The 24,952-nt window shown below is 31.7% G+C and carries 21 protein-coding genes and 5 tRNA genes; 5 read left to right on the top strand and 21 right to left on the bottom strand.

Features of this window, described 5'->3' with window-relative positions; all coding sequences use genetic code 11:
• Nucleotides 1-227: 227 nt before the first annotated feature.
• Nucleotides 228-905, bottom strand: a complete 678-nt coding sequence (modB, locus tag L8X24_RS07185; protein WP_263664236.1) for a molybdate ABC transporter permease subunit — start codon at nucleotides 903-905, stop codon at nucleotides 228-230.
• A gap of 35 nt (nucleotides 906-940) precedes the next feature.
• Nucleotides 941-2,146, bottom strand: a complete 1,206-nt coding sequence (locus L8X24_RS07180; RefSeq protein ID WP_263664235.1) for a saccharopine dehydrogenase family protein — start codon at nucleotides 2,144-2,146, stop codon at nucleotides 941-943.
• A 142-nt stretch (nucleotides 2,147-2,288) separates the two neighbouring features.
• Between L8X24_RS07180 and putP the strand changes: the two genes are divergently transcribed.
• The 4 genes from putP (at nucleotide 2,289) to L8X24_RS07160 (ending at nucleotide 6,747) form a co-directional block, all read left to right on the top strand.
• A complete protein-coding gene (putP, locus tag L8X24_RS07175) occupies nucleotides 2,289-3,767 on the top strand; it encodes a sodium/proline symporter PutP (RefSeq protein ID WP_263664234.1) in 1,479 nt (492 codons plus the stop codon).
• Entirely contained in the window at nucleotides 3,768-4,748 is a 981-nt protein-coding gene (locus tag L8X24_RS07170; RefSeq protein WP_039668130.1) for a putative transporter, read from the top strand.
• Nucleotides 4,749-4,826: 78 nt separating this feature from the next.
• Nucleotides 4,827-6,197 (top strand): hemolysin family protein, encoded by a 1,371-nt coding sequence (locus L8X24_RS07165; protein ID WP_263664233.1) that lies wholly within the window; start codon nucleotides 4,827-4,829, stop codon nucleotides 6,195-6,197.
• Between the two features lie 67 nt (nucleotides 6,198-6,264).
• Entirely contained in the window at nucleotides 6,265-6,747 is a 483-nt protein-coding gene (locus L8X24_RS07160) for a pyridoxamine 5'-phosphate oxidase family protein (RefSeq protein WP_263664232.1), read from the top strand.
• 32 nt (nucleotides 6,748-6,779) lie between these two features.
• On the opposite strand, the gene fusA is transcribed toward L8X24_RS07160, so the two are convergent.
• The 19 genes from fusA to L8X24_RS07065 all read right to left on the bottom strand — a co-directional run bounded on the left by fusA (nucleotide 6,780) and on the right by L8X24_RS07065 (nucleotide 24,314).
• The gene (fusA, locus tag L8X24_RS07155; protein WP_263664231.1) at nucleotides 6,780-8,855 is read right to left on the bottom strand and encodes an elongation factor G; all 2,076 of its coding nucleotides are present in this window, start codon (nucleotides 8,853-8,855) and stop codon (nucleotides 6,780-6,782) included.
• A 12-nt stretch (nucleotides 8,856-8,867) separates the two neighbouring features.
• Nucleotides 8,868-9,338 (bottom strand): 30S ribosomal protein S7, encoded by a 471-nt coding sequence (gene rpsG, locus L8X24_RS07150; protein ID WP_012661188.1) that lies wholly within the window; start codon nucleotides 9,336-9,338, stop codon nucleotides 8,868-8,870.
• A 67-nt stretch (nucleotides 9,339-9,405) separates the two neighbouring features.
• Nucleotides 9,406-9,786 carry a 30S ribosomal protein S12 gene (gene rpsL / locus L8X24_RS07145; RefSeq protein ID WP_263664230.1) on the bottom strand — a complete coding sequence of 127 codons (381 nt, stop codon included), beginning with the start codon at nucleotides 9,784-9,786 and terminating at the stop codon, nucleotides 9,406-9,408.
• 62 nt (nucleotides 9,787-9,848) lie between these two features.
• On the bottom strand, nucleotides 9,849-10,481 hold the full coding sequence (locus L8X24_RS07140; RefSeq protein WP_263664229.1) for a CatA-like O-acetyltransferase: 633 nt from the start codon (nucleotides 10,479-10,481) through the stop codon (nucleotides 9,849-9,851).
• A gap of 42 nt (nucleotides 10,482-10,523) precedes the next feature.
• Nucleotides 10,524-15,077 (bottom strand): DNA-directed RNA polymerase subunit beta', encoded by a 4,554-nt coding sequence (rpoC, locus tag L8X24_RS07135; protein ID WP_263664228.1) that lies wholly within the window; start codon nucleotides 15,075-15,077, stop codon nucleotides 10,524-10,526.
• On the bottom strand, nucleotides 15,070-19,203 hold the full coding sequence (gene rpoB / locus L8X24_RS07130) for a DNA-directed RNA polymerase subunit beta (RefSeq protein WP_263664227.1): 4,134 nt from the start codon (nucleotides 19,201-19,203) through the stop codon (nucleotides 15,070-15,072). The genes rpoC and rpoB overlap by 8 nt, the downstream gene beginning before the upstream one ends.
• Before the next feature lie 95 nt (nucleotides 19,204-19,298).
• Nucleotides 19,299-19,676: a 50S ribosomal protein L7/L12 gene (gene rplL, locus L8X24_RS07125; RefSeq protein WP_012661184.1), complete on the bottom strand. Its 378-nt coding sequence runs from the start codon at nucleotides 19,674-19,676 to the stop codon at nucleotides 19,299-19,301.
• A gap of 19 nt (nucleotides 19,677-19,695) precedes the next feature.
• Nucleotides 19,696-20,175, bottom strand: coding sequence for a 50S ribosomal protein L10 (gene rplJ, locus L8X24_RS07120; protein ID WP_263664226.1), 480 nt, complete (start codon nucleotides 20,173-20,175; stop codon nucleotides 19,696-19,698).
• Nucleotides 20,176-20,329: 154 nt separating this feature from the next.
• The gene (gene rplA / locus L8X24_RS07115) at nucleotides 20,330-21,031 is read right to left on the bottom strand and encodes a 50S ribosomal protein L1 (RefSeq protein ID WP_039617747.1); all 702 of its coding nucleotides are present in this window, start codon (nucleotides 21,029-21,031) and stop codon (nucleotides 20,330-20,332) included.
• Between the two features lie 63 nt (nucleotides 21,032-21,094).
• Complete coding sequence (rplK, locus tag L8X24_RS07110; RefSeq protein WP_012661181.1) at nucleotides 21,095-21,520, bottom strand: 50S ribosomal protein L11; 426 nt, start codon at nucleotides 21,518-21,520, stop codon at nucleotides 21,095-21,097.
• A 27-nt stretch (nucleotides 21,521-21,547) separates the two neighbouring features.
• A complete protein-coding gene (gene nusG / locus L8X24_RS07105) occupies nucleotides 21,548-22,078 on the bottom strand; it encodes a transcription termination/antitermination protein NusG (RefSeq protein WP_012661180.1) in 531 nt (176 codons plus the stop codon).
• Nucleotides 22,079-22,082: 4 nt separating this feature from the next.
• Nucleotides 22,083-22,265, bottom strand: coding sequence for a preprotein translocase subunit SecE (gene secE / locus L8X24_RS07100; protein WP_012661179.1), 183 nt, complete (start codon nucleotides 22,263-22,265; stop codon nucleotides 22,083-22,085).
• Between the two features lie 16 nt (nucleotides 22,266-22,281).
• A tRNA-Trp gene (locus L8X24_RS07095) sits at nucleotides 22,282-22,357 on the bottom strand.
• A 21-nt stretch (nucleotides 22,358-22,378) separates the two neighbouring features.
• Nucleotides 22,379-22,537, bottom strand: a complete 159-nt coding sequence (gene rpmG / locus L8X24_RS07090; protein ID WP_012661178.1) for a 50S ribosomal protein L33 — start codon at nucleotides 22,535-22,537, stop codon at nucleotides 22,379-22,381.
• A 39-nt stretch (nucleotides 22,538-22,576) separates the two neighbouring features.
• Nucleotides 22,577-23,776 carry an elongation factor Tu gene (tuf, locus tag L8X24_RS07085; RefSeq protein ID WP_039668122.1) on the bottom strand — a complete coding sequence of 400 codons (1,200 nt, stop codon included), beginning with the start codon at nucleotides 23,774-23,776 and terminating at the stop codon, nucleotides 22,577-22,579.
• A 65-nt stretch (nucleotides 23,777-23,841) separates the two neighbouring features.
• Nucleotides 23,842-23,916 (bottom strand) — tRNA-Thr (locus tag L8X24_RS07080).
• 105 nt (nucleotides 23,917-24,021) lie between these two features.
• Nucleotides 24,022-24,098 (bottom strand) — tRNA-Gly (locus L8X24_RS07075).
• A 7-nt stretch (nucleotides 24,099-24,105) separates the two neighbouring features.
• A tRNA-Tyr gene (locus L8X24_RS07070) sits at nucleotides 24,106-24,191 on the bottom strand.
• A 47-nt stretch (nucleotides 24,192-24,238) separates the two neighbouring features.
• Nucleotides 24,239-24,314 (bottom strand) — tRNA-Thr (locus L8X24_RS07065).
• Nucleotides 24,315-24,405: 91 nt separating this feature from the next.
• Between L8X24_RS07065 and yaaA the strand changes: the two genes are divergently transcribed.
• On the top strand, nucleotides 24,406-24,952 hold a 547-nt coding region (gene yaaA / locus L8X24_RS07060; RefSeq protein ID WP_263664225.1), incomplete at its 3' end, for a YaaA family protein.

The raw sequence follows: 24,952 nt of genomic DNA, 5'->3' as shown, positions 1-24,952 counted from the left end.
TGATAGAGTTTTTTAGAAAAATAGTGGAAAATGATAGAATATGAGTTGTTATAAAATATGAAAAAATTCGTGTCAAATATAAAGAAAATAATATCTTAAATATAGATAATAAATAAGAAAGTAAAAGAGAAAACAAACAATTAAAGATAAAACTTGATTTAGATAAATTTATACTCAAAATACTTGAAAACAACAAATGGATTATATTTTAAGATAATATAAGTGTATTATCTTTTTTGTTTATTAAGAAGATTCACACTTAATAAAACAATAAAACTAAAAATTAAAAGTATGAGGCTATAAATATGAGCTGTGATAAAATCTAAATTTTCCATACTTTCATATATAGCAATACTAGCTACTTTTGTTTCTCCGCTTAAAGAGCCGCCTATCATTAATACTATACCAAACTCGCCCATAGTATGTGCAAAACTTATTACTAAAGCACTTAATATAGCTGGTTTAATACTAGGTAAGATTACTTTAAAAAGTGTGATGAAAGAATTTTTTCCCAAAGAAAAACTAGCTTCTATAATATTTTTAGAAATCATAGACATTGCATTATATAAAGGATTAAACATAAAAGGTAAAGAATAAATACAACTTGCTATCACTAAACCTTCAAAGGTAAAAGCTAAAGTGATATTAAAGTGTTTTTCTAAAAAATTACCCAAAAAAGAGTATTTTGAAAATAAAATCAACAAGTAAAAACCAACAACAGATGGTGGTAAAACCAAAGGTAAGGTTATTATGGTTTCTAGAATTTTTTTTGCTCTAAATTGCTTAAAAGCAAAAACCCAAGCAAGAGGTATACAAAAACAAAATAAAATTATACAAGTAATAATAGAAAGCTTTATGGAAACTAAAAAAGGTGTCCAATCTATACTTAATAATAATTGTGTCATTACTGAAACTTTCTCAAGTCAAAAAAGACTTGAGATTACTTTCCTAAATTTGGCTCCATTTCTATAATTTTCCAAGGAAGTCCTTGAGTATTTAACTCATCCATAAAAGGTTTAGCATCAAATTCTTCCATGTTAAACACACCTTTTCCTTGCCAAATTCCTTTAGCGATTAACTTTGTTCCTATCATTGCAGGAACTCCAGTAGTATAACTCACAGCTTGCGCTCCAGTTTCTTTAAAGCATTCTTCGTGATTGCAAACATTGTAAATATAAACTTGTCTATCTTTTCCATCTTTTACACCACGAATCACACAACCTATATTAGTATAACCTTTGGTGCGAGGACCTAAACTAGCAGGATCAGGAAGTAGTGTTTTTAAAAATTCTATTGGTATTATTTCTTTGCCTTGATGCATAACAGGCTTAATACCTAGCATACCAACATTTTCAAGACATTTCATATGAGTTAAATAGCTTTGCCCAAAAGTCATAAAAAATCTTATTCTTTTTAAACCTTTGATATTTTTTACTAAGCTTTCAAGCTCCTCATGATAAAGTAAATAGCTATCCTTTACCCCTACTTCAGGATAATCCCATTCCATTTTTATTTCCATAGGTGCAGTTTCTATCCATTTTCCATTTTCCCAGTAACGACCTTTAGCAGAAACTTCTCTTAAGTTAATTTCAGGATTAAAATTAGTTGCAAAAGCATAGCCATGATCGCCTGCATTACAATCTAATATATCTATATAATGAATTTCATCAAACAAATTTTGCTGTGCATAAGCACAAAATACATTAGTAACACCTGGATCAAAACCGCTACCTAAAAGTCCTAAAATTCCTGCTTGTTTAAATTTATCATTTCTTGCCCATTGTTCTTTATATTCAAATTTAGCTAAATCAGGATGTTCATAATTTGCAGTATCTACATAATGGATATTAGTTTGAATACACGCATCCATTAAGGTAAGATCCTGATAAGGTAAAGCTACATTTAGTAAAATTTCAGCTCCTGTTTTTTTGATAAGTTCTACAACAGCAGCAGTGTCATCTGCATCTATTTGCTCAGTTTGAATTTCTATACCCAAACGCTCTTTTATAAAAGCTGCTATTTCATCACATTTACTTTTAGTTCTACTTGCTAGAGTTATTTTGCTAAAAATATCACTATTCATTGCACATTTTACAGTCGCAACACGACTTACACCGCCTGCACCTACAATCAAAAGATTTTTCATTTATTTTCCTTAAATTTTTTAGAAAATTGTAACAAAAAAACTTTATAAAGCATTGAAATAAAAAATAAAAAATAATTTTTATAATGTTTTTTTAAACCAAAACAAGTAAAATGATAGTTTTTTAAATTTTTTAAGGACACTTATGAATTTACAAAGTGTGGAACTTTCTTATCCTATTATTATTACTTTTATTACCTATGCATTTTTAATGCTTTTTATAGGTTTGTATTTTTACAAAAAAAATCAAAACAGTAAAGATTATTTTGTTGGTAATGCTTCCATGGGGCCTGTAATATCTGCCTTAAGTGCAGGCGCTTCTGATATGAGTAGTTGGCTTTTAATGGCTTTTCCTGGTGCTTTATATGCAGCTGGTTTGGGACAAATTTATATAGCCATAGGTTTAAGCTTTGGTATGTTTTTAAACTGGACTTTTGTTGCTAAAAGATTAAAGATTTTTTCTCAAATAGCCAAAGAATGTATTACAATTCCTGATTTTTTCGAAAGTCGCTTTCATGATGATAAGCATATTTTAAGAAGCATTTGTGCGGTAGTTATTTTGGTATTTTTTACTATTTACATTAGCGCTGGATTAGTAAGTGGTGCTAAACTTTTTGAAAGTGTATTTAATTTGCCTTATATTTTTGCCTTGAGTATTGGATTTTTAGTTATTGTTTTATATACTTTTTTAGGTGGTTATAAAGCTGTATGCTGGACTGATATGATACAAGGACTTTTAATGATGAGCTCATTAATCATCATTCCTTTTGTGATGATTTTTGAACTTGGTGGCTTTGGCGAAGCTTTTTCTACTATAAATGATGTAAAACCCCAAGCCTTTGGTTTAGATGGTGGTGGTTGGCTAATCGTAGTATCAACCCTAGCATGGGGGCTTGGTTATTTTGGTCAACCTCACATTTTAATTCGTTTTATCTCTATAAAAAATGTAAAAGAAATTCCTACTGCAACTTTTATAGGCATAACTTGGATGGTAATTTCTTTATTTGGTGCTGCTATGATAGGATTTTTAGGTATTGCTTATATAGCTAAATTTAATCTCACTTTAAATGACCCTGAAAGAATATTTATTGTAATGTCTCAAGTGCTTTTTAATCCTTGGGTGGCAGGAATTTTACTCAGTGCTATATTGGCAGCTATTATGAGTACTGCAAGTTCTCAACTACTAGTATGTGCTTCTAGCTTGGTGCAAGATTTTTATACACAAATCTTAAAAAGAAAAGCAAATGATAAAAATATTACTTTATTATCACGTCTAGGTGTTTTAGCTGTTGCTTGCATAGCTTTTATACTTTCACTTGATACTCAAAGTCAAATTTTAGGTATAGTTTCTTACGCTTGGGCTGGTTTTGGTGCAAGCTTTGGAAGTGTTATTTTATTTTCTTTATTTTATAAAAATATGAGCAAAGAAGGTGCAATAGCTGGAATGGTTAGTGGAGCTTTAACTGTTATATTTTATAAACATTTTGGTTCAAATTTTATAGCAATTTATGAAATCATTCCTGGATTTTTAGTTGCAAGTTGTTTTATTGTGATTTTTAGTATAATTTTTAAAGCAAAAAAACATACAATAAAACACTATGAAAAAATGTTAAAAGAAATTTAAATGTTTAAATCTTTTTTTTATTCAAAAAAATGGGCATTGTGGGCTTATTTGGGTTTGTTTTTTTTACTAGCTTCTTTACTTGCTCAAACTTCCATTAATGTTGCAATAAATGAATGGTATAAAGAATTTTATGATGTTTTACAAGATGCAAAAAATCATAGTATAGATGACTTTTATCATTTTATTAAGCAATTTTTATATCTAGCATTGCCTTATGTATTAATCGCTACTATCACACAATATTTTGGAAGTATTTATGCCTTTAAATGGCGTGAGGCTATGACTTTTGATTATATTAAATTTTGGCAAAAAAAAGATGATAACATAGAAGGTAGCTCACAAAGAATTCAAGAAGATATTTATAATTTTTCAAAAATCATAGAAAGCTTAGGATTGGCTTTTGTTAAGGCAATTATGACTTTAATTGCTTTTGTTCCGATTTTGTGGATGTTAAGTGCGCATGTTAATTTACCTATCTTAAAAGACATTAATGGCTCCTTGGTATGGATTGCATTTTTGGTTTCTTTGGGAGGTCTTGTTATATCATGGTTTGTTGGTATTAAATTACCTGGTCTTGAATATAATAATCAAAAAGCCGAAGCTGCTTTTAGAAAAGAACTTGTTTTTGCTGAAGATGATAGAAAAAATTATGCGAGCGATGAAAGTATTTTAAGTTTATTTACTGGACTTAAAATCAATTATAAAAGATTATTTTTGCATTATGGGTATTTTAATATATGGCTTTATTTATTTGAGCAAATCATGGTTATAGTGCCTTTTTTAATCATGGCTCCAAGCTTGTTTTTAGGACTTATACAACTTGGAATTATCATACAAGTTGGCAATGCTTTTGATCAAGTTAGATCATCATTTAGTATTTTTATTACCAATTGGACAACTATCACACAATTGCGTAGCATTTATAAACGTTTAGATGAATTTGAAAAAAATATTGAATATAGAAAACATAAATTAATTTAAAATATGTCGTTTATTTTAAGCTAATTTTATAGTTTTGATTTGATATAATTTTGCAAAAATTTTATTAAAGGAGTTTTTTTGGACCCCAGTCAATCTTTAGACTTAAATCAAACATTACCCGCTGTTGCCTCAATTGATGTAGGCTATTCTACTTTTATGATTCTTGTTGCATTAGCTTTAGTGCTTTTAAATGGATTTTTTGTTTTATCTGAATTTGCTATTGTTAAAGTACGTAGATCAAAACTCGAAGAAATGGTAAAAGAAAAAAAACGTAATGCAAAAAAAGCTTTAGAAGTAACCTCAAAACTAGATACTTATTTAAGCGCCTGCCAACTTGGTATTACGCTAAGCTCTCTTGCTCTTGGTTGGATAGGTGAGCCTGCTATTGCTAAAATTCTTGAAGTTCCTTTGGCAAATTTAGGCTTAGCTCCAGCATTAATTCATACTATAGCATTTGTTATCGCTTTTGCTATTATCACATTATTGCATGTTGTATTAGGTGAATTAGTTCCAAAGAGCGTTGCTATCGCTATTGCAGATAAAGCTGTTTTATGGGTTGCAAGACCATTACATTTATTTTGGTTACTTTTCCTACCTTTCATCAAAACATTTGACTTTTTAGCTGCAATTTCTTTAAAAGTTATAGGTATTAAACCTGCTAAAGAACATGAATTAAGCCACTCTGAAGAAGAAATCAAATTTATTGCGAGTGAAAGCCAAAAAGGTGGAGTTTTGGATGAGTTTGAAACTGAAATCATACGTAATGCTGTTGATTTTTCAGATACAGTAGCAAAAGAAATCATGACACCTAGAAAAGATATGATATGTCTTAACAAACAAAAAAGCTATGAAGAAAATATGCAAATAGTTTGTCAATACAAACACACACGCTTTCCATATATAGATGGTTCTAAAGATATCATTTTGGGTATGGTACACATTAGAGACATCATGCAAAATGAACTTAGTAAAGATAAGAAAAATTTAGATGATTTTTTAATCAAAATGATCTTAGTTCCAGAAAATATCAGCATATCCAAAGTCCTTTTCATGATGAATAAAGAACAAGTGCACACGGCATTAGTAGTGGATGAATATGGTGGCACAGCTGGACTTTTAACCATGGAAGATATTATGGAAGAAATCGTTGGAGATATTAACGATGAGCATGATGATTCTAGTCCACATTTTAAAAAACTTGCAGAAAACATTTATGAATTTCAAGGAAGATATGAAATTAGCGAAGTAGAAGAAATGCTTGATATACGCTTTAATGAAGAGCTAGAACAAGTCACTATAGGTGGATATGTTTTTAATCTCTTAGGACGCTTACCGGTTGTTGGAGATAGAATAGAAGATGAATTCTGCTACTATGAAGTCAAAAAGATGGATGGAAATAGTATAGAACGCATTAAAGTTGTACGCAAGAATACTGATGAAGAAGAGTAAACAAACTCTTCTTTTTGCTCTCATATAGTCCTTAACTTATCCATTCTAACCTATAAGGAAAATATATATGCAATTACATGATGAAATCAATCAATTTATACAAGAATGCAAAAGCATTATGGTATCTTCTTTAAATTTAAATAATCAAACCATATGTTCATATACACCTATTATAAAAATTAAAAATGACTTTTATATTTATATTAGTGAAATTGCTGAACACTTTGAAGGAGTAAAATACAATAATAAAAACATAGAAATTATGTTTATAGAAGATGAAAAAGATTGCATGTCAATCTTTGCAAGAAAAAGACTTAAATTTAGAATAGAGTGTATAGAAATAACAAGAGATAATCAACTCTTTGAGCAAGTATTAAATACTTATGAAAATGAAAGCAATAAAGAAATAATCCAAGTCATTAAAAATATGCAAGATTTTCATTTATTTCAACTTATACTGAAAAACGGAAGATATATTAAAGGTTTTGGAAAGGCATATGAAATTAATGAAGGAATAATTAATTTAATTAATTCAAAAGGACATAAATAATTCAAGATGAGCTTTTTGCCCATCTTGGTAGATTAACCATTTCTTTTTTTGATAATTTCTTCAGAAACGTTTTTTGGAACTTCATCATAGTGATCAAATTCCATAGAATAAGTAGCACGACCTTGAGTTTGACTTCTAAGATCAGTTGAGTAACCAAACATCTCAGCCAAAGGACAAAATGCTGTAATAATTTTATTACCACCTCTTTCATCCATTGAATTTACTTGACCACGACGTTTATTTAAATCTCCAATAACATCACCCATATATTCTTCTGGAGTTTCAACTTCAACTTTCATCATAGGTTCTAAGATTACCGCACCTGCTTTTCTAGCACCTTCTTTAAAGCCCATAGAAGCTGCAAGTTTAAATGCCATTTCAGAAGAATCCACTTCGTGATAGCTTCCATCATAAACAGTTACTTTAACATCTTCAACAGGATATCCTGCTAAAACACCGTTTTGTAATGCTTCTTGAACACCTTTATCAACCGCTGGAATATATTCTTTTGGAATTACCCCACCTTTGATATCATTTACAAACTCATAACCACTGCCTGGCTCAAGCGGCTCAAGTCTTAAGAATACATGACCATACTGACCACGACCGCCTGATTGTTTAGCGTATTTGTACTCTTGCTCAACTGTTTTTCTAATAGTTTCACGGTAAGCAACTTGAGGTTGACCAACTTCTGCTTCAACTTTAAACTCACGAAGCATTCTATCAACAATAATTTCTAAGTGAAGCTCACCCATACCTGAGATGATAGTTTGACCACTTTCTTCATCTGTAGAAACTCTAAAGCTTGGATCTTCTTGAGCTAATTTATTTAAAGCAATAGACATTTTTTCTTGATCTGCTTTTGTTTTAGGCTCAACAGCAACTGAAATAACAGGATCTGGAAAATCCATTCTCTCTAAAATAACTTTATCTTTTTCACTTGCTAAGGTATCACCAGTAAGTGTGTCTTTAAGACCAACAACCGCTCCAATTTCTCCTGCATATAAAGTTTTAATCTCTTCTCTTTTATTAGAGTGCATTTTCAAAAGACGACCAATTCTTTCTTTTTTATCTTTTGTTGAATTATATGCATAAGAACCACTTTCTAAACTCCCTCTATATACACGAACGAAAGTTAATTGTCCAACAAATGGGTCAGTCATAATTTTAAATGCAAGACCTGCAAATTCACCATCATCAGTTGATTTTACAGAAACTTCTGTACCATCTTCATACTCACCTTTGATATTAGCAACTTCATCAGGAGCTGGTAAATAAGCAACAACAGCATCAAGCAATGGTTGAACACCTTTGTTTTTAAAAGCCGTACCACAAAGCATAGGAACCATAGAAAGACTTAAGCATCCTGCTTTAATACCTGCTTTGATTTCTTCTTGAGTAAGCTCCTCACCACCTAAATATTTTTCCATTAATTCATCGCTTGTTTCAGAAACAGCTTCTATCATTTTTACACGATATTCTTCAGCCTTTTCTTTAAGCTCAGCTGGAATTTCTTTTTCTACATAATCAGTTGGTTTGCTTTCATCTTCCCATACTAAAGCTTTCATAGTGATAAGATCAATCACACCTTTGAAATTATCTTCAGCACCAATTGGAATTTGAAGTGGAACTGGGTTGCCTTTTAAGCGATTTTTAATTTGCTCTTCTACATTAAAGAAATTTGCACCAATTCTATCCATTTTATTTACAAAAACAATTCTTGGAACACCGTATTTATTAGCCTGTCTCCAAACAGTTTCTGATTGTGGTTGAACTCCACCTACTGAACAAAATACTGCAACAGCACCATCTAAAACACGCATTGATCTTTCAACTTCGATTGTAAAGTCAACGTGGCCTGGAGTGTCTATAAGGTTTATTTGGTGATTTTTCCAAAAACAAGTTGTAGCAGCAGAAGTAATTGTAATACCTCTTTCTTTTTCTTGTTCCATCCAGTCCATTGTAGCTGCACCATCATGTACTTCGCCAATTTTATGACTCATACCTGTAAAGAAAAGAATTCTTTCACTAGTAGTTGTTTTACCAGCATCAATGTGAGCTGCAATACCTATATTTCTAACTCTTTTTAAAGGAGTACTTCTTGACATGTTTTACTCCTCTTACCAACGATAATGAGCAAATGCTTTATTAGCTTCTGCCATTTTATAAGTATCTTCTTTCTTCTTAAATGAAGCGCCTTTACTATTAGCTGCGTCTAATAATTCAGCTGCTAATTTTTCAATCATAGTTCTTTCACTTCTTTTTCTAGCAAAAGAAATAATCCATCTTATAGCTAAAGCTTGTTGTCTAGCTGGGCGTACTTCTACTGGAACTTGATAAGTAGCACCACCAACACGACGAGATTTAACTTCTAATAAAGGCTTGATATTTTCAATAGCATCATTAAAAATTTCTATGCCTTTTTTTTCTCCACCTTTTTTATCGATAGCTTCTAAAGCACCATACATAATAGTCGTAGCCGTGCTTTTTTTACCATCATACATTAAAGAATTAATGAATTTTGTGATTACTTTGTTTCCATAAATCGGATCTGGCAAGACTTCTCTTACCGGAGCTTTTCTTCTTCTCATAATTTTCCTTCAAATTTATAATTTTACTCAAACAAAATCAAATCTAACGGATTTGTCTGCAATCTTATTACTTAGCTGCTTTAGGGCGTTTTGCACCATATTTAGAACGAGAAACAGTTCTTTTTGCAACACCTGCAGTATCTAAGGCACCACGAACAATGTGATACTTAACACCTGGTAAGTCTTTTACCCTACCACCACGCACTAAAACAATGCTGTGTTCTTGTAGGTTGTGACCTTCACCACCGATATAACTAATAACTTCAAAGCCACTTGTAAGTCTTACTTTGGCAACTTTTCTTAACGCTGAGTTTGGTTTTTTAGGAGTTGTTGTATAAACCCTAGTACAAACTCCCCTTCTTTGTGGGCAATTTTTAAGCGCTGGTGATTTAGATTTTTCTAAAACTTTTTTGCGCTCTTTTCTAACCAATTGATTTATGGTTGGCACAGTAATTCCTTTCATTAATAAAATAATAAACTTTGGATAATATCTAAATTTTACTTATAAAATTATAAACTATTAAGGTTTTCTTGGAGTTTTTCTAAAAACAAATAAATGTGATAAGCATCATTGGTGGCATGATTAACATTAATACTAAAAGGAATGAGAAATTTTTTATTTTCTTTTATAATCTTTCCACTTGTTATAATAGGAAAGAAATACTGCTCTTTTTTTGGCAAGTGTAAAGAAAAATTTTCAAAAACTATCCAAGGAATAGCAGAAATATTAAAAAGATTATCTATAGGTTCTTTTAAAAACATACTTTTATCGTTTTTTATTAATTGTTTATCCTCTTCATATAAAGATAAAAAATCATTTAAATTTTCTTTATAGAAAGTCCAAAGAACAGAAAAAGTTTTAGAGTCCTTATGAAAAATAGTATAAGAAGGATGGATAATATCATAACATATTAGTTGTTTGTTTTGATCTAAACTAAATTTAAAATTATCAAAAGCATTTATACTTTTACTAATAGTGTGGATAAAACAAGGGTAGAATTCATAATTATTGTTTTTAATAAAATAATAAAAAGAACTAATATCTAATTTAACAGTAATTTCAAACGAGCAAGGAATATTTTGAGTATAAAAGTTAAAATGTTCTTTTCTTTTATATTGTTCTAAATCAATTATTTTAAACATAAAATACTTAAAAAATCCTAGCAAAATTGCTAGGATTGAAAATTAATTTTGTTGTTTAAGCTTTAAATTTTGATCTCCATAAAGACCTGTACCAACAGGAATCATGCGACCTAAGATTACATTTTCTTTTAGATCTTCAAGATAGTCAAATTTACCTGCAATACTTGCTTCTGTTAAAACCTTTGTTGTTTCTTGGAATGAAGCAGCCGAAATCACACTATCACTTCCAATAGCTGCTCTTGTAACCCCAAGCAACACAGGCTCAGCTACAGCAGGTTCACCGCCATATCTTAAAATTCTTTCATTTTCTTCTCTAAATTTTCTTCTTGAAACCAAATCACCTACAATAAAGTTTGTATGACCACTATCAACAATTTTTACTTGTCTTAGCATTTGTGATACGATGATTTCAATATGCTTATCAGAAATCACAACACCTTGACCACGATAAACTTGCTGAATTTCAGAAATAAGATAATAATGCAATGCTTTTTCACCTAAAATTCTAAGCACATCATGACTTGAAATAACTCCATCGGTTAATTTTTCACCCGCATGAATAAATTCACCATCTCTTACTTGAATGCGTTTTGATTTATCAATTAAATACTCTGCGCTACTTCCATCTTCTGCTTGGATAATGATTCTTTCTTTTGATCTTAAAGGTTTATCAAATCTAACAACCCCGTCAATTTCAGCCACAACAGCAGTATTTTTTGGCTTTCTTGCTTCAAATAATTCAGATACCCTTGGAAGACCTCCAGTAATATCTTTTGATTTAGCTGCTGCCTTTGGTGTTTTAGCTAAGATATCAGCTTGCTTAACCTTATCGCCATCGTTTACATAAATAACAGTTTTTGGTTCGAGTTGATAACGCACCACTTTATCGTTTTCACCTATGATTAACAACGCTGGACGCACTCCACTTGGTAAATACTCATTAATAACAAGTGATCTTTTACCAGTTGCTTCATCAATTTGCTCATCAGCACTATAGCCTGATTCAATATCTTCAAAGTTAATTGTACCTGCAACTTCTGCAATTACAGTATTATTATATGCATCCCATTCAGCAATGATAGTTTTATCTTCTTTGCTTGATTTTGCTATGATAGTTTTAGGATTATCCACAAAAGTACTATCATCAAATTCAATCACAGAATCTCTTGGTATATAGTGTCTTTTTGCTTCTCTATCATTTTCATCAGCAATAACAACAAAAACACCTTTTTCTTTAACTACATCACCTTTTTTAAGATTTCTAATTCTATCTAAACCATCCCCTTTAAGCATATAAAACTTCAAGGTACCTTTTGCACCAGCTACAATATCTTGAGTGATAGGATCGCCATCTTTTACTAGCAATTCACTCGCATAAGGGATACGGTTTGGTATATTCCAACCCTCTTTGATTACCTCTACAATACTTTCATTTTCAGCTACTTCAGCACCATCACTATATGGAATATATAATTTACCTTCGATATTACCACTTACACCTGCAAGCTCATTAGCTTTTGCTAAGTCATATTTTCTTAATATAAATTTAGCTTCATTATTTTTTGCCTTAACACTAACTACCACATCTTCATATGCATGCTCAATATGGATAGTTCCTTTAAATGGAGCTTTGATTTTTGGCTCCACAAGTAAAATAGCAGCATTGCGGTGATTAGCCACTATAGTTTTACCTTGTCTATCTTCATAGGTATTAAGATTATAAAATCTTACAAAACCTTCTTTATGTGCTACCACTTGACGATCTTGTAAATCTGTACTAGCAGTACCACCGCTGTGGAAAGTTCTTAGCGTAAGCTGTGTTCCTGGCTCACCGATTGATTGAGCAGATATAATACCTACAGCCTCACCTGGTTTAACTAATTTTCCTTCGCCTAGGTTAATACCATAGCATTTAGAACAAACTCCTTTTTTAGCTTTACAAGTAATAGGAGTTCTAATGCTTACACTCTTTACTCCACTTTCAACAATAATTCTAGCTTTTTCCTCATCTACTAAAGTACCTTCTGAGAATAAAATCTCATTAGTAATAGAGTCAATAATATTTTCAGCTAAAACTCTTCCTAAAATTCTTTCTTCTAAGGTTTCAATCACAACACCATCTGCGGTAATTTCATTAATCTCAACACCCTCATGTGCACCACAATCTTCCATTGTAACTTTTACATTTTGCGCCACATCGATAAGTTTTCTTGTCAAATAACCTGCATTTGCTGTTTTCAACGCTGTATCTGCAAGACCTTTTCTAGCACCGTGGGTTGAAATGAAATATTCAAGAACGTTTAGTCCTTCACGGAAGTTCGAAATGATCGGTGTTTCAATAATAGAACCATCAGGTTTAGCCATAAGACCCCTCATCGCAGCAAGCTGTGAAATTTGAGCTGCTGAACCCCTAGCACCAGAATCTGCCATCATATAAATAGAGTTAAATCCTTCTTTGTCTTTTTTAATCAACTCCATCATATCTTTTGATAAGACATTATTAGTGCTTTTCCAAATATCAATAATCTTGTTATATCTTTCGCCTGAAGTAATCAAACCTAAATTATATGAATTTTGGATTTCTCTTACTTGTTTTTTAGCTTCTTCTATACTTTTTTGCTTTTGATCAGGCACAATAATATCAGCAATTGAAATAGAAATACCCGCTTTTGTTGCATATTCAAAACCAAGATCTTTTAATTTATCTAAAAAGCTAGCACTTACTTCAAGACCGCCTTCTTTATAAACATAATCAACCAAAGCTGCAATATCTTTTTTCTTCATGACTTTATTCCACATATTTTCAGGAACAAAATCAGGTAAGATAGACTTAATGATTAATCTTCCCGCAGTTGTTGTGATTTTTCTTCCATCAACTACGCTTCTAATACTTGCATGAATATCTAAAGATTTTGCTTCTAGAGCAATCATAACCTCTTCAATACCTGTACAAATTTTATGCTCACCCTTAGCACCATCTTTTTCTAAAGATAGATAATAAATCCCCAAAACCATATCTTGAGAAGGTACAGTCACAGAACGACCACTTGCTGGAAGCAAGATATTCATAGATGAAAGCATTAATACTTTACACTCAGCTATTGCTTCTTGAGATAAAGGTACATGTACAGCCATTTGGTCCCCGTCAAAGTCAGCATTAAATGCTGCACACACCAATGGATGAAGTTGAATTGCCTTACCCTCTACAAGCACAGGATGGAAAGCTTGGATGGAAAGCTTATGTAAGGTTGGTGCACGATTAAGCATTACAGGATGACCTTTAACAACCTCTTCTAAACACTCCCAAACTTCATTGGTTTTATTTTCAATCATTTTTTTAGCTTGTTTTACAGTAGTTGCATAACCTTTTTCTTCAAGCTTAGCTAACAAATGTGGTTTAAATAATTCTAAAGCCATTTTTTTAGGCAAGCCGCATTGATCCATTCTAAGTTTTGGCCCAACAACAATAACACTACGACCTGAAAAATCCACTCTTTTACCAAGTAGATTTTGTCTGAAACGACCTTGTTTTCCTTTGATGATTTCACTTAAAGATTTTAATGGACGTTTATTTGCACCTTTAACTGCATTTGCTCTTCTACCATTATCAAATAAAGCATCGACTGCTTCTTGAAGCATTCTTTTTTCATTTCTAATGATAATTTCAGGCGCATCAAGCTCCATAAGTCTTTTTAAACGTGTATTTCTATTAATAACTCTTCTATATAAATCATTCACATCAGAAACTGCAAATTTTCCACCATCTAAAGCTACCAAAGGTCTTAAATCAGGTGGTAATACAGGTAAATTTGTAATCATCATCCATTCAGGACGATTTGGAACTACTTCATCACTATTTGTATTAGTATTTAAATTACTATTTAAGAAATTTTCCACCACTTTTAAGCGTTTGATGATAGTTTTTTTCTTTGCTTCTGAATTAGTTGCTGCAATATCTTCTTTTAATTTATTTAAAAGCTCAACAAGATCTAAATTTGCTAGTAAATCTCTAACAACTTCACCACCCATTCTAGCTTTAAATCCACTACTTTCATAGCGTTGCATTAAATTTAAATACTGCTCTTCATTTAATACATCACAAAATTCAACTTTTTTAGTATTTTCATTATCATAGTATGCATCACCTGGATTTTCTACTATATATGCTTCATAATACAATACGCGCTCTAAGTCTTTCATCTTTACACCAAGTAAAGTGCCGATACGACTTGGCAAAGAATTTACATACCATATATGTGCTACTGGTGTAACTAGCTCGATATGCCCCATTCTTGAGCGGCGTACTTTAGAACTAGTAACTTCAACACCACATTTTTCACACTTAATGCCTTTAAAACGCATTTTTTTATACTTACCACAAAGACATTCATAATCTCTTACTGGTCCAAAAATTTTAGCGCAAAAAAGCCCGTCTCTTTCAGGCTTTAAAGTTCTATAATTAATTGTTTCTGGTTTTTTTACTTCGCCATAAGACCATGATTTGATTTTTTCAGGACTTGCAAGTCTTAATTGAAAAGCTTCAAAGTCTCTAGGTCTACCATCTTCTTTTATTTCGATAGGTTTAAATTTACTCATTATTCTCATCCTTATCAAAAATCTCAACATCTAAAGCAAGAGATTTTAATTCATTTGTAAGTACAAAGAATGTCTCTGGAATACCTGTTGCTGGAACATTCTCACCTTTTGTTAAAGCTTTATAAGCACTAAATCTACCTTCAACATCATCAGATTTTATGGTTAACATTTCTCTTAGAGTATGAGCTGCTCCATAAGCTTCAAGAGCCCAAACCTCCATCTCACCAAATCTTTGTCCACCAAATAAAGCCTTACCACCAACTGGTTGTTGTGTTACAAGACTATAAGGTCCAGTACTTCTTGCGTGAACTTTTTCATCTACTAAATGGTGTAATTTAAGCATATACATACATCCAACATGCACACGCTCTGCCATTTTTTCACCAGTTCTTCCATCATAAAGTTCGCTTTTTCCGTCCATAGCTATTTTAGCCATTTCAAAAAGCTTACCAAATTCTTCAACCGTTACGCCTTCAAATACAGGAGTAGCAAATTTCACTCCTTTAGCCCAATCTCTAGCATAAGAAATAAGCTGTTCATCATTTAAAGTTTGCACAAATTTCTTTTCTAATTCAAGTCTAGATACACTACAAATTTCAAGAATTTTTTCACGTAATTCTTTTACAAAATCTTTTTGTTTTCTATCAAAAATTTCTTGAATTTGATCACCTAGTCTCATACCAACAATCCCCAAATGACTTTCAAGAATTTGTCCTATATTCATACGACTTGGAACCCCTAGAGGATTTAAGGCTATATCAATAGGTCTTCCATCAGGTAAATATGGCATATCAACTTCTGGAACGATATTAGACACAATACCTTTATTTCCATGGCGTCCTGCCATTTTATCCCCAACTTTCAATTTTCTCTTAGTCGCGATATATACTTTAACAAGTTTTACTACCCCACTTGGTAAAATATCATCTTTTTCTAAAATTTCTAATTTTTCATCATGCTCTGTTTTAAGTTTTTTCTTCTCATTTTGGAAATGATTTTTTAAATCATCATATTCTTTTTGTACTTCTTTAGAATAAGCTTTAACTAAAGAATTTAACGCAAAACGATTGATTTTTTCTAATTCTGTAATTTCTACTTTAGAGCCTTTTTTATATTTAACACCATTTATTTCTTCATCTGAATTTAAAGCTGATTTAGAAAGTAAAGAACATACTCTTAAAGTTTCTTCTCTATCCATCATTAAAAGTCTATCATGATGTTCTTTTTCAAGATTTAATTTTTCATCATCATAAGCTTTTATAGCGCGTGCATCTTTTTCATAACCTTTTTTAGTAAAGATTTTTACATCTACAACAACACCTTCTAATGAGGCGGTTGCATATAAAGATTTATTTACAACATGTCCAGCTTTTTCACCAAAAATAGCTCTTAATAATCTTTCTTCAGGTGTAGGTTTTACTTCACCCTTAGGTGAAACTTTACCTACCAAAATCATACCAGGCTTTATATGAGTTCCTATTTTAGCGATACCACTCTCATCAAGATGTGCTAAATCTTCTTCTTTTACATTTGGAATATCTTTTGTAATTTCTTCTACACCATCTTTAAGCTCTCTAGCCTCTACTTCTTTTTCATAAATATGAACACTAGTAAAAGTATCTTCACGTAAAATTTTCTCACTAATTACAATAGCATCTTCATAGTTATACCCATGCCATGGCATAAATGCGATTAAGGCATTCTTACCAATAGCAAGTTCGCCTTGATCCATACTTGGGCCATCTGCAATGATTTGACCTACTTGAACAAATTCTCCTTTTTTAACAATTGGATGCTGTGTAAAAGTTGTATTTTGATTTGTTCTTAGATTTTTTTCCATTTTGTAATGATCTATAAATGGACCATTTTCATCTTCGCCCAAAATAAAAATATTTTTATTGTCAACTTTTTCTACAATCCCTGCTCTTTTAGCTTTAATAGCCTCCCAAGCATCACGAGCAATGATTTTTTCCATACCAGTACCTACTATAGGTGCTTGTGCGGTTAGTAAAGGCACTGCTTGACGTTGCATGTTTGAACCCATTAAAGCTCTGTTTGCATCATCATGCTCCAAAAATGGAATCAAAGAAGCTGCAACCCCTACTATCATGCCTGAACAAAGGTCAATCAAATGTACTTCTTCCCTTCTTGCTAGGATTGTTTCACCATCTTGTCTTGCTTCAACAAATTCCTCAACAATATTACCTTTTTCATCAATTTTAGTTGAAGCCGCTGCAATCACCAAGCCCTCTTCTTGAGTAGCAGTCAAGTAAACAATTTCATTGCTTACTTTTCCATTTTCTACCTTCTTATAAGGTGCTTCAACAAAACCTAGATCATTTACTTTAGCATAAGTTGAAAGTGTATTAATTAATCCGATGTTTTGACCTTCTGGAGTTTCAACAGGACAAATTCTTCCATAATGCGTTGCATGAACATCACGTACTTCAAAACCTGCTCTTTCTTTTACTAAACCACCTTCACCAAGTGCTGATAAACGACGTTTATGAGTCACTTCACTCAATGGGTTTGTTTGATCCATAAATTGAGATAATTGACCGCCGGTAAAAAATTCCATAATTGTAACAGTAATTGTCTTAGGATTAATCAAATCATAAGGCATTACTTTATCAATATCTGTATTTAAAGCCGTAAATTTATCTCTAATTGATTTTTGCATTTTAGCAAGACCTACATGAAGTTCATTAGCTAAAAGTTCTCCTATTGATCTTATACGACGATTACCTAAATGGTCTCTATCATCAATATGACCTCTACCATTTTTTACTTTAATTAAATATTTTGCAGTTTTTACTATATCTTCATTGGTTAAAATCGTAACATATTCAGGCGTATCTAAGCCTAATTTATGATTCATTTTCATACGACCAACTTTTGTTAGATCATATCTTTCAGGATTGAAAAATAAATCATTCACAAAAGCTTTTGCAGCATCTTTTACTACCGGTTCGCCTGGTCTCATTACTTTATAAATTCTAATAGCTGCTAAATCATTCTCATCATCTATATTCTCAGTTTGTTTTAACAATTTTAAAGTTTCATTATCTTGAATGAAAGAATTAATAATAGCAGCATCTACTCCATTAGCTAAGTCATTAGCAATATCAAACTGTTTTTCCTCTTTAATTTTTGCTAGTTTTCCCTCGTCTAATAGCGTTAAAGAATCAAACAAAACCTCACCAGTTTCTTTATTAATAATAGGATTAGCCAAATATCTATTTGTTAAAATTTCAACTGGATATTCAACCCATTTAACCCCATCTTTTACAAGCTGTTCAGCCTTTTTCTTTGTCATTCTTTTACCAGCTTGATGAATTACATTGCCTTTTTCATCTTTCAAGTCATACTCAACTCTATCTAAAAAGTCATTTGGATTAAATTCAGTTAAGAATTTATCTTTTTTAACATGAATAGTTTGTATAGGGTAAAATAATTTTATAATGTCTTGTTTTTTATAACCAAGTGCTCTAAATAAAATTGTAATAGGCACTTTTCTTCTTTTATTAATACGCACATAAAGCACATCTTTAGCATCATATTCAAAATAAAGCCAAGAACCACGATCTGGTATGATTTGGGCTGTATATACTAATTTATTTGCAACAGTAGAACTTTCTTCTTCTTTAAATATAACACCCGGACTTCTATGAAGTTGATTTACTACAACCCTTTCAACTCCGTTAATTATGAAAGAAATTCTATCTGTCATTAAAGGGATTTCTCTAATATAAATTTCTTGTTCTTTAATATCTTTTATACCAATTTTTTCACCCGTTTTTTCATCTTTTTCATGTAAAGTTAAACGGATTTTCATTTTTAAATTTACAGAATAAGTCAAACCTCTTTCCATGCACTCTCTAATAGTGTACTTAGGTTTACCTACTTCACTACTTACATATTCTAAACTTAATCTATTTTGTGGATCATGAATTGGAAAAATAGATTTAAATACTTTTTCAATTCCACTTTCTGAATTTTTAGCATCTATGTTTAAAAAATAATCAAAACTTTTCTTTTGTAATTGTAATAAATTTGGAATGTCTATTTGTTGTGGAACATTCGAGAAGTCTATTCTTAAACGATTTCCTGATTGTGAATTTAACATATTATTATACCCCATGGTAAAAGTATTGAAAGAAAGAATCCTAATTAAAGGAAAACAAGAAAGGACATAAAATCCTTTCTTTTAAAACAAAAAAATTATTTAAGCTCAACCTTAGCGCCAGCTTCTTCAAGTTGTTTTTTAGCTTCTTCGGCTTCAGCTTTGCTAACACCTTCTTTAAGAACTGATGGAGTTTGTTCAACAGCATCTTTTGCTTCTTTTAGTCCAAGACCAGTTAAAGCACGAACAACTTTAATTACATTGATTTTTTTATCGCCACCATCTTGTAATACGATGTCAAATTCAGTTTTTTCTTCAGCAGCACCGCCAGCAGCACCTGCAACAGCAGCACCTGCAACCATAACTGGAGCAGCAGAAACACCAAATTTTTCTTCAAATTCTTTTACTAATTCTGAAAGTTCAAGAACACTTAGGTTAGAAATAAATTCTAATACATCTTCTTTAGTAATTGCCATTTTTTATCCTTTTTAAATTTTATTCAGCTTCTTTTTTTTCTTTTAATGCATTTAATCCAATTGTAAAATTGGTGATTGGTGCATTCCAAACTTGCAAAAGCATAGCAAGCAATTCATTGCGAGAAGGCATTTTAGCTAAAGCTTTAACTTTATCTACTGAAGCAACTTCACCATCAATAAATGCGGTTTTGATTTCAAATGTTTGATTAGCTTCGCTAAATTTATCAGCAACTTTTGAAACATTTAATTGGTCTTCACCCCAAAGATAAATATTTGTATCTTTAAGTTCCATTCCATCTTTGCCGGCATTTTTAAGAGCAATACCTGCTAAAGTATTTTTAATAATTTGAACTTTAACATCCATTTCTCTCGCATTATTTCTTAACTCTTCAAGTTTTTTAGTGTTTAAACCTTTGTAGTTACAAACTACAACAGCTTCACTAGCCTTAAAACCCTCTTCAAGCTTAGAAACAAGTTCAATTTTTTGGCTTTTAGTCATCTTTACTCCTTTCCGACCGGTGATTTCAAGCAGAGCAGAAAATCTAATTAAGTCCCAAGACCTCGGCTATCTCCAATCTAAGATAAAAATTAGATAAAATAAAAGATATTATCTTATCTAATTTTTATTAATGAGAGAAAAACTCTCATTAATTTTATTTTGTATCAAGCAATTCTTGAGTATCAAGAGAAAGAGAAGGACTCATAGTCAAAGAAAGACTAGCATTTTTAATATATCTTCCTTTTGCAGCAGCTGGTTTATGCTTATTAATAGCTTTCACAAATGCTGTCATATTTTCTTTTAATTGTTCTTGAGTAAAACTAACTTTACCCAAACCTGCATGGATGTTTCCTTGTTTATCAACACGGAAATTAACTTGTCCATTTTTAGCATTATTAACAGCTTGAGCAACATCCATTGTTACTGTACCTGTTTTAGGATTTGGCATCAAACCTTTAGGTCCTAAAATACGACCTACTTTACCTACTAGACCCATTAAATTTGGTGTAGCAATTAAAACATCAAAATTCATATTACCTTTTTGAATTTCTTCTACTAAATCATCGCTACCAACTATATCAGCACCTGCATTTTTCGCTTCATCAGCTTTTGCATCTTTTGCAATAACAGCAACACGAACTTTTTTACCTGTACCGCAAGGTAAAACAACACTACCTCTTACCATTTGATCTGCATGTCTTGGATCAACATTTAATTTTAAAGCAATTTCAACTGTTTCATCAAATTTAGCAGAAGCAAGAGTTTTTACTGTGCTTATTGCCTCATCCATTAAATAGTTTTTATTTGAATCTATTTTTTTTAATAATTCTGTAAATCTTTTAGTATTTTTAGACATCAATTTTCTCCGCATTTTATATAAAGTGCTACCGCCTTTTTAAACTCTTGGCGGTAAAGAGTATTAATCCACGATTTCAACACCCATAGAACGAGCAGAACCCATGATAATTTTAGCAGCTTGCTCTCTATCTTTTGTATTCATATCAGCGATTTTTTTATCTACAATTTCTAAAACTTGTGCTTTAGTTAATTTACCTACTTTATTTTTTAAAGGGTTATCTGCACCTTTAGAAATACCTGCAGCTTTTTTAATTAAATCTGTAGCTGGTGGTTGTTTTGTTATAAATGTAAAGCTTTTATCTGCATAAACAGTAATAACAACTGGAATATTAAAACCAGCCATATCTTTTGTTCTTTCATTAAATGCCTTACAAAATTCCATAATATTAACACCTTGTTGACCTAAAGCAGGACCAACTGGAGGTGATGGATTAGCCTTAGTAGCAGCTATTTGTAATTTAATTTCTCCTACGACTTTTTTAGCCATAACCTTTCTCCTTTACTTACTATATAATCAAACTATTTTTTCAACTTGAGAGTATAAGATTTCTACTGGAGTTGATCTACCAAATATAGAAACATTTAGCTTTAAAACGCCTCTAACCATATCATATTCCTCTACAATACCGACAAAGTTTGCAAAAGGACCTTCAGTTATTCTTACACTTTCTTCTTTATCAAATGAAATTTTAGGCTTAGGTGCTGCTTTATTTTTCACCTTTTCTAAAATAAGATTGATATCTTTTTCACTTAATGGAGTTGGTTTTTTACTTTCACCTATAAAACGACCAACCTTTGGTAAAGACTGAATTTTATGCCAAAGCTCTGTTGATAAGTCTATATTAGCAAATACATAGCCTGAATATAAACTTCTTTCGCTTATTTTTTCTTTACCATTTTTAAATTCAATCACATCTTCAGTTGGAACAATTACTTCTAATAATTGCTCTTGAATTCCATGATCTCTAACTAAATTTTCTATGGCTCTTTTTACAGCCATCTCACTACCTGCATAAGTTTGAATTGCATACCATTTATGATTCATTTTTCTATCCTATAATCTTAGATAATGAAAATGACATAATCAAATCAACTAATGCTAAAAATAATGAAACAACAGTAACAACTACAAAAACTGTAATATAAGCATTTCTAACTTGCTCTTTCAAAGGCCAAATCACTTTTCCTAATTCAGCTTTTGACAATTTAAAATAAGTTATTAGTTTTTCCATATTTTACCTTATTTTGTGGCAGGGCAAGAGGGATTCGAACCCCCAACCATCGGATTTGGAATCCGGCGCTCTACCGTTGGAGCTATTGCCCTAAGGGCTTTTTTATAAAAGCCTTAACTTTTTAATTTAACTTCTTTATGAATTGTATGTTTTTTCAATCTTGGGCAATATTTTTTTAATTCTAACTTTTCAGTTGTATTTTTACTATTTTTAAAAGTGCTATAATTAATATCACCGCACTCTTCACATTTTAAACCAACTTTAATTCTCATTTTTATTCCTTAAAAAGCGAGATCAAATCTCGCTTATAATTATTTAATAATTTTAGAAACAACACCTGAACCAACAGTACGGCCACCTTCACGGATAGCAAAACGAGTACCTTCTTCAAGCGCAACTGGTGCAATAAGACTTACAGTAATTCTAACATTATCGCCTGGCATAACCATTTCAACGCCTTCCGCAAGCTGAATAGAACCAGTAACATCAGTTGTTCTTACATAAAATTGTGGTCTATAGTTATTAAAGAATGGAGTATGGCGTCCACCTTCATCTTTATTTAAAATATAAACTTCTGCTTCAAAATCAGTGTGAGGAGTGATTGATTTAGGTTTAGCAAGAACCATACCACGAAGAACATCTTCTTTTTTAGTTCCACGAAGAAGAACACCAACGTTATCTCCTGCTTCACCTTGATCCATTTCTTTTCTAAACATTTCAACACCAGTTACTGTAGTGCTTTGTGTTTCTCTAATACCAACGATTTCAATAGTATCGCCAACTTTAACAATACCTTTTTCAATTCTACCAGTAACAACTGTACCACGACCTGAAATTGAGAATACATCTTCGATAGGCATTAAGAAATCTTTATCTGTATCACGAGCTGGAGTTGGAATATACTCATCAACTGCTGCCATAAGATCTAAGATTTTTTTAGACCATTCACCATCTTGTCCGGCTTTTGCTTCTTCAAGAGCTTGTAAAGCTGAACCTGAAATAATCGGAGTATCATCTCCTGGGAAATCATAAGAGCTTAATAATTCTCTAATTTCCATTTCAACTAATTCCAATAACTCAGCATCATCAACCATATCAGCTTTGTTCATGAAAACAACAATATATGGTACACCTACTTGACGAGAAAGCAAGATGTGCTCTCTAGTTTGTGGCATTGGGCCATCTGCAGCAGAAACAACAAGAATAGCACCGTCCATTTGAGCAGCACCAGTAATCATGTTTTTAACATAGTCAGCGTGACCTGGGCAGTCTACGTGAGCATAGTGACGATTTTCTGTTTCATACTCAATGTGAGAAGTAGCAATAGTAATACCACGCTCTTTTTCTTCAGGAGCGTTATCGATATTATCATAATCTTTAAGCTCAGCCAAACCTCTTCTTGAAAGAACAGCGGAGATAGCAGCTGTTAAAGTAGTTTTACCGTGGTCAACGTGACCAATAGTACCAATATTTACGTGAGGCTTATTACGTGAAAATTTTTCTTTAGCCATCTTTTTCCTCCATATAAAATTTACAAACAAATACTAATTTATGTTTTATAATCTTTTGAAATCAATGGAGCTCATAGCGGGACTTGAACCCGCGACCTCTCCCTTACCAAGGGAGTGCTCTACCTCTGAGCCATACGAGCGCTCAGAAAAATTAAAAACATAAACTATAAAATTTTGGAAATTTGAAACTGCTAGAAATTCTGAATTTAAAAACAGCTCCCAGTTTCACTCTACCAAAATCAGGTTGGAGCGGGAAACGGGACTCGAACCCGCGACCCTCAGCTTGGAAGGCTGATGCTCTAGCCAACTGAGCTACTCCCGCAAAGCAATGGTGGTGAGTCGTGGATTCGAACCACGGAAGGCGAAAGCCAGCAGATTTACAGTCTGCCCTCGTTGGCCACTTGAGTAACTCACCATGAATAATAATGCTTTTTATTTCTGGTCAAACACTGCTATTAACAATGGAGCTGGTTAAGGGACTTGAACCCCCGACCTGCTGCTTACAAGGCAGCTGCTCTACCAACTGAGCTAAACCAGCAAAAAATAAAGTTGAATTATAATGTAATTTTGAATTAATGTCAAGTGTTTTAAATAATTTTGTATAATTTTTAAAAAATAAAGGATTTATTATGAAAATTTTATTTTCACCTAGTGAGGGAAAAAGTAAAATAAATACACATAGTTGTTTAAATGAAAAATCATTCATATTTAACAAGTTATACGATAAAAGACTTGAAGTGATTGCTAAATACAAAAATTTTATTAAAGAATGTGATGAAAATGTTCTTGAAAAATTTTTTGGTATCAAAGACAAAGATGAACTATATAATCTTAGCCAAGATATATTAAAAAAAGATACAACTAAAGCGGTTCAAAGATACAATGGTGTTGCTTTTGAATATTTAGATTATGAAAGTTTGAATGAAATAGCTAAAAAATATATAGATGAAAATATATTAATATTTTCAAATCTTTTTGGTCCTATTTTAGCAAAAGATTTAATACCTTATTATAAATTAAAACAAGGAGAGAAAATCAAAGATTTTAATATAGAAAAATTTTATAAAAATAATTTTTCCAGTGAACTTGATGATTTTTTAGAAAATGAATTAATAATCGATCTTAGAGCCAAATTTTATGAAAAATTTTACACCATTAAACAACCCTTTATTACCC

It is taken from the genome of Campylobacter sp. CNRCH_2015_0814 (genome assembly GCF_025772765.1).
Taxonomy (GTDB): Bacteria; Campylobacterota; Campylobacteria; order Campylobacterales; family Campylobacteraceae; genus Campylobacter_D.
The sequence above is the reverse complement of the archived record's forward strand: the minus strand, read 5'-3'. Positions and strand labels throughout refer to the sequence as shown.

Coding starts and splice junctions, on each gene's coding strand:
- modB (WP_263664236.1), bottom strand. CDS start 905: ATGACACAATTATTATTAAGTATAGATTGGACACCTTTTTTAGTTTCC.
- L8X24_RS07180 (WP_263664235.1), bottom strand. CDS start 2,146: ATGAAAAATCTTTTGATTGTAGGTGCAGGCGGTGTAAGTCGTGTTGCG.
- putP (WP_263664234.1), top strand. CDS start 2,289: ATGAATTTACAAAGTGTGGAACTTTCTTATCCTATTATTATTACTTTT.
- L8X24_RS07170 (WP_039668130.1), top strand. CDS start 3,768: ATGTTTAAATCTTTTTTTTATTCAAAAAAATGGGCATTGTGGGCTTAT.
- L8X24_RS07160 (WP_263664232.1), top strand. CDS start 6,265: ATGCAATTACATGATGAAATCAATCAATTTATACAAGAATGCAAAAGC.
- fusA (WP_263664231.1), bottom strand. CDS start 8,855: ATGTCAAGAAGTACTCCTTTAAAAAGAGTTAGAAATATAGGTATTGCA.
- rpsG (WP_012661188.1), bottom strand. CDS start 9,338: ATGAGAAGAAGAAAAGCTCCGGTAAGAGAAGTCTTGCCAGATCCGATT.
- L8X24_RS07140 (WP_263664229.1), bottom strand. CDS start 10,481: ATGTTTAAAATAATTGATTTAGAACAATATAAAAGAAAAGAACATTTT.
- rpoC (WP_263664228.1), bottom strand. CDS start 15,077: ATGAGTAAATTTAAACCTATCGAAATAAAAGAAGATGGTAGACCTAGA.
- rpoB (WP_263664227.1), bottom strand. CDS start 19,203: ATGTTAAATTCACAATCAGGAAATCGTTTAAGAATAGACTTCTCGAAT.
- rplL (WP_012661184.1), bottom strand. CDS start 19,676: ATGGCAATTACTAAAGAAGATGTATTAGAATTTATTTCTAACCTAAGT.
- rplJ (WP_263664226.1), bottom strand. CDS start 20,175: ATGACTAAAAGCCAAAAAATTGAACTTGTTTCTAAGCTTGAAGAGGGT.
- rplA (WP_039617747.1), bottom strand. CDS start 21,031: ATGTCTAAAAATACTAAAAGATTTACAGAATTATTAAAAAAAATAGAT.
- rplK (WP_012661181.1), bottom strand. CDS start 21,520: ATGGCTAAAAAAGTCGTAGGAGAAATTAAATTACAAATAGCTGCTACT.
- nusG (WP_012661180.1), bottom strand. CDS start 22,078: ATGAATCATAAATGGTATGCAATTCAAACTTATGCAGGTAGTGAGATG.
- secE (WP_012661179.1), bottom strand. CDS start 22,265: ATGGAAAAACTAATAACTTATTTTAAATTGTCAAAAGCTGAATTAGGA.
- rpmG (WP_012661178.1), bottom strand. CDS start 22,537: ATGAGAATTAAAGTTGGTTTAAAATGTGAAGAGTGCGGTGATATTAAT.
- tuf (WP_039668122.1), bottom strand. CDS start 23,776: ATGGCTAAAGAAAAATTTTCACGTAATAAGCCTCACGTAAATATTGGT.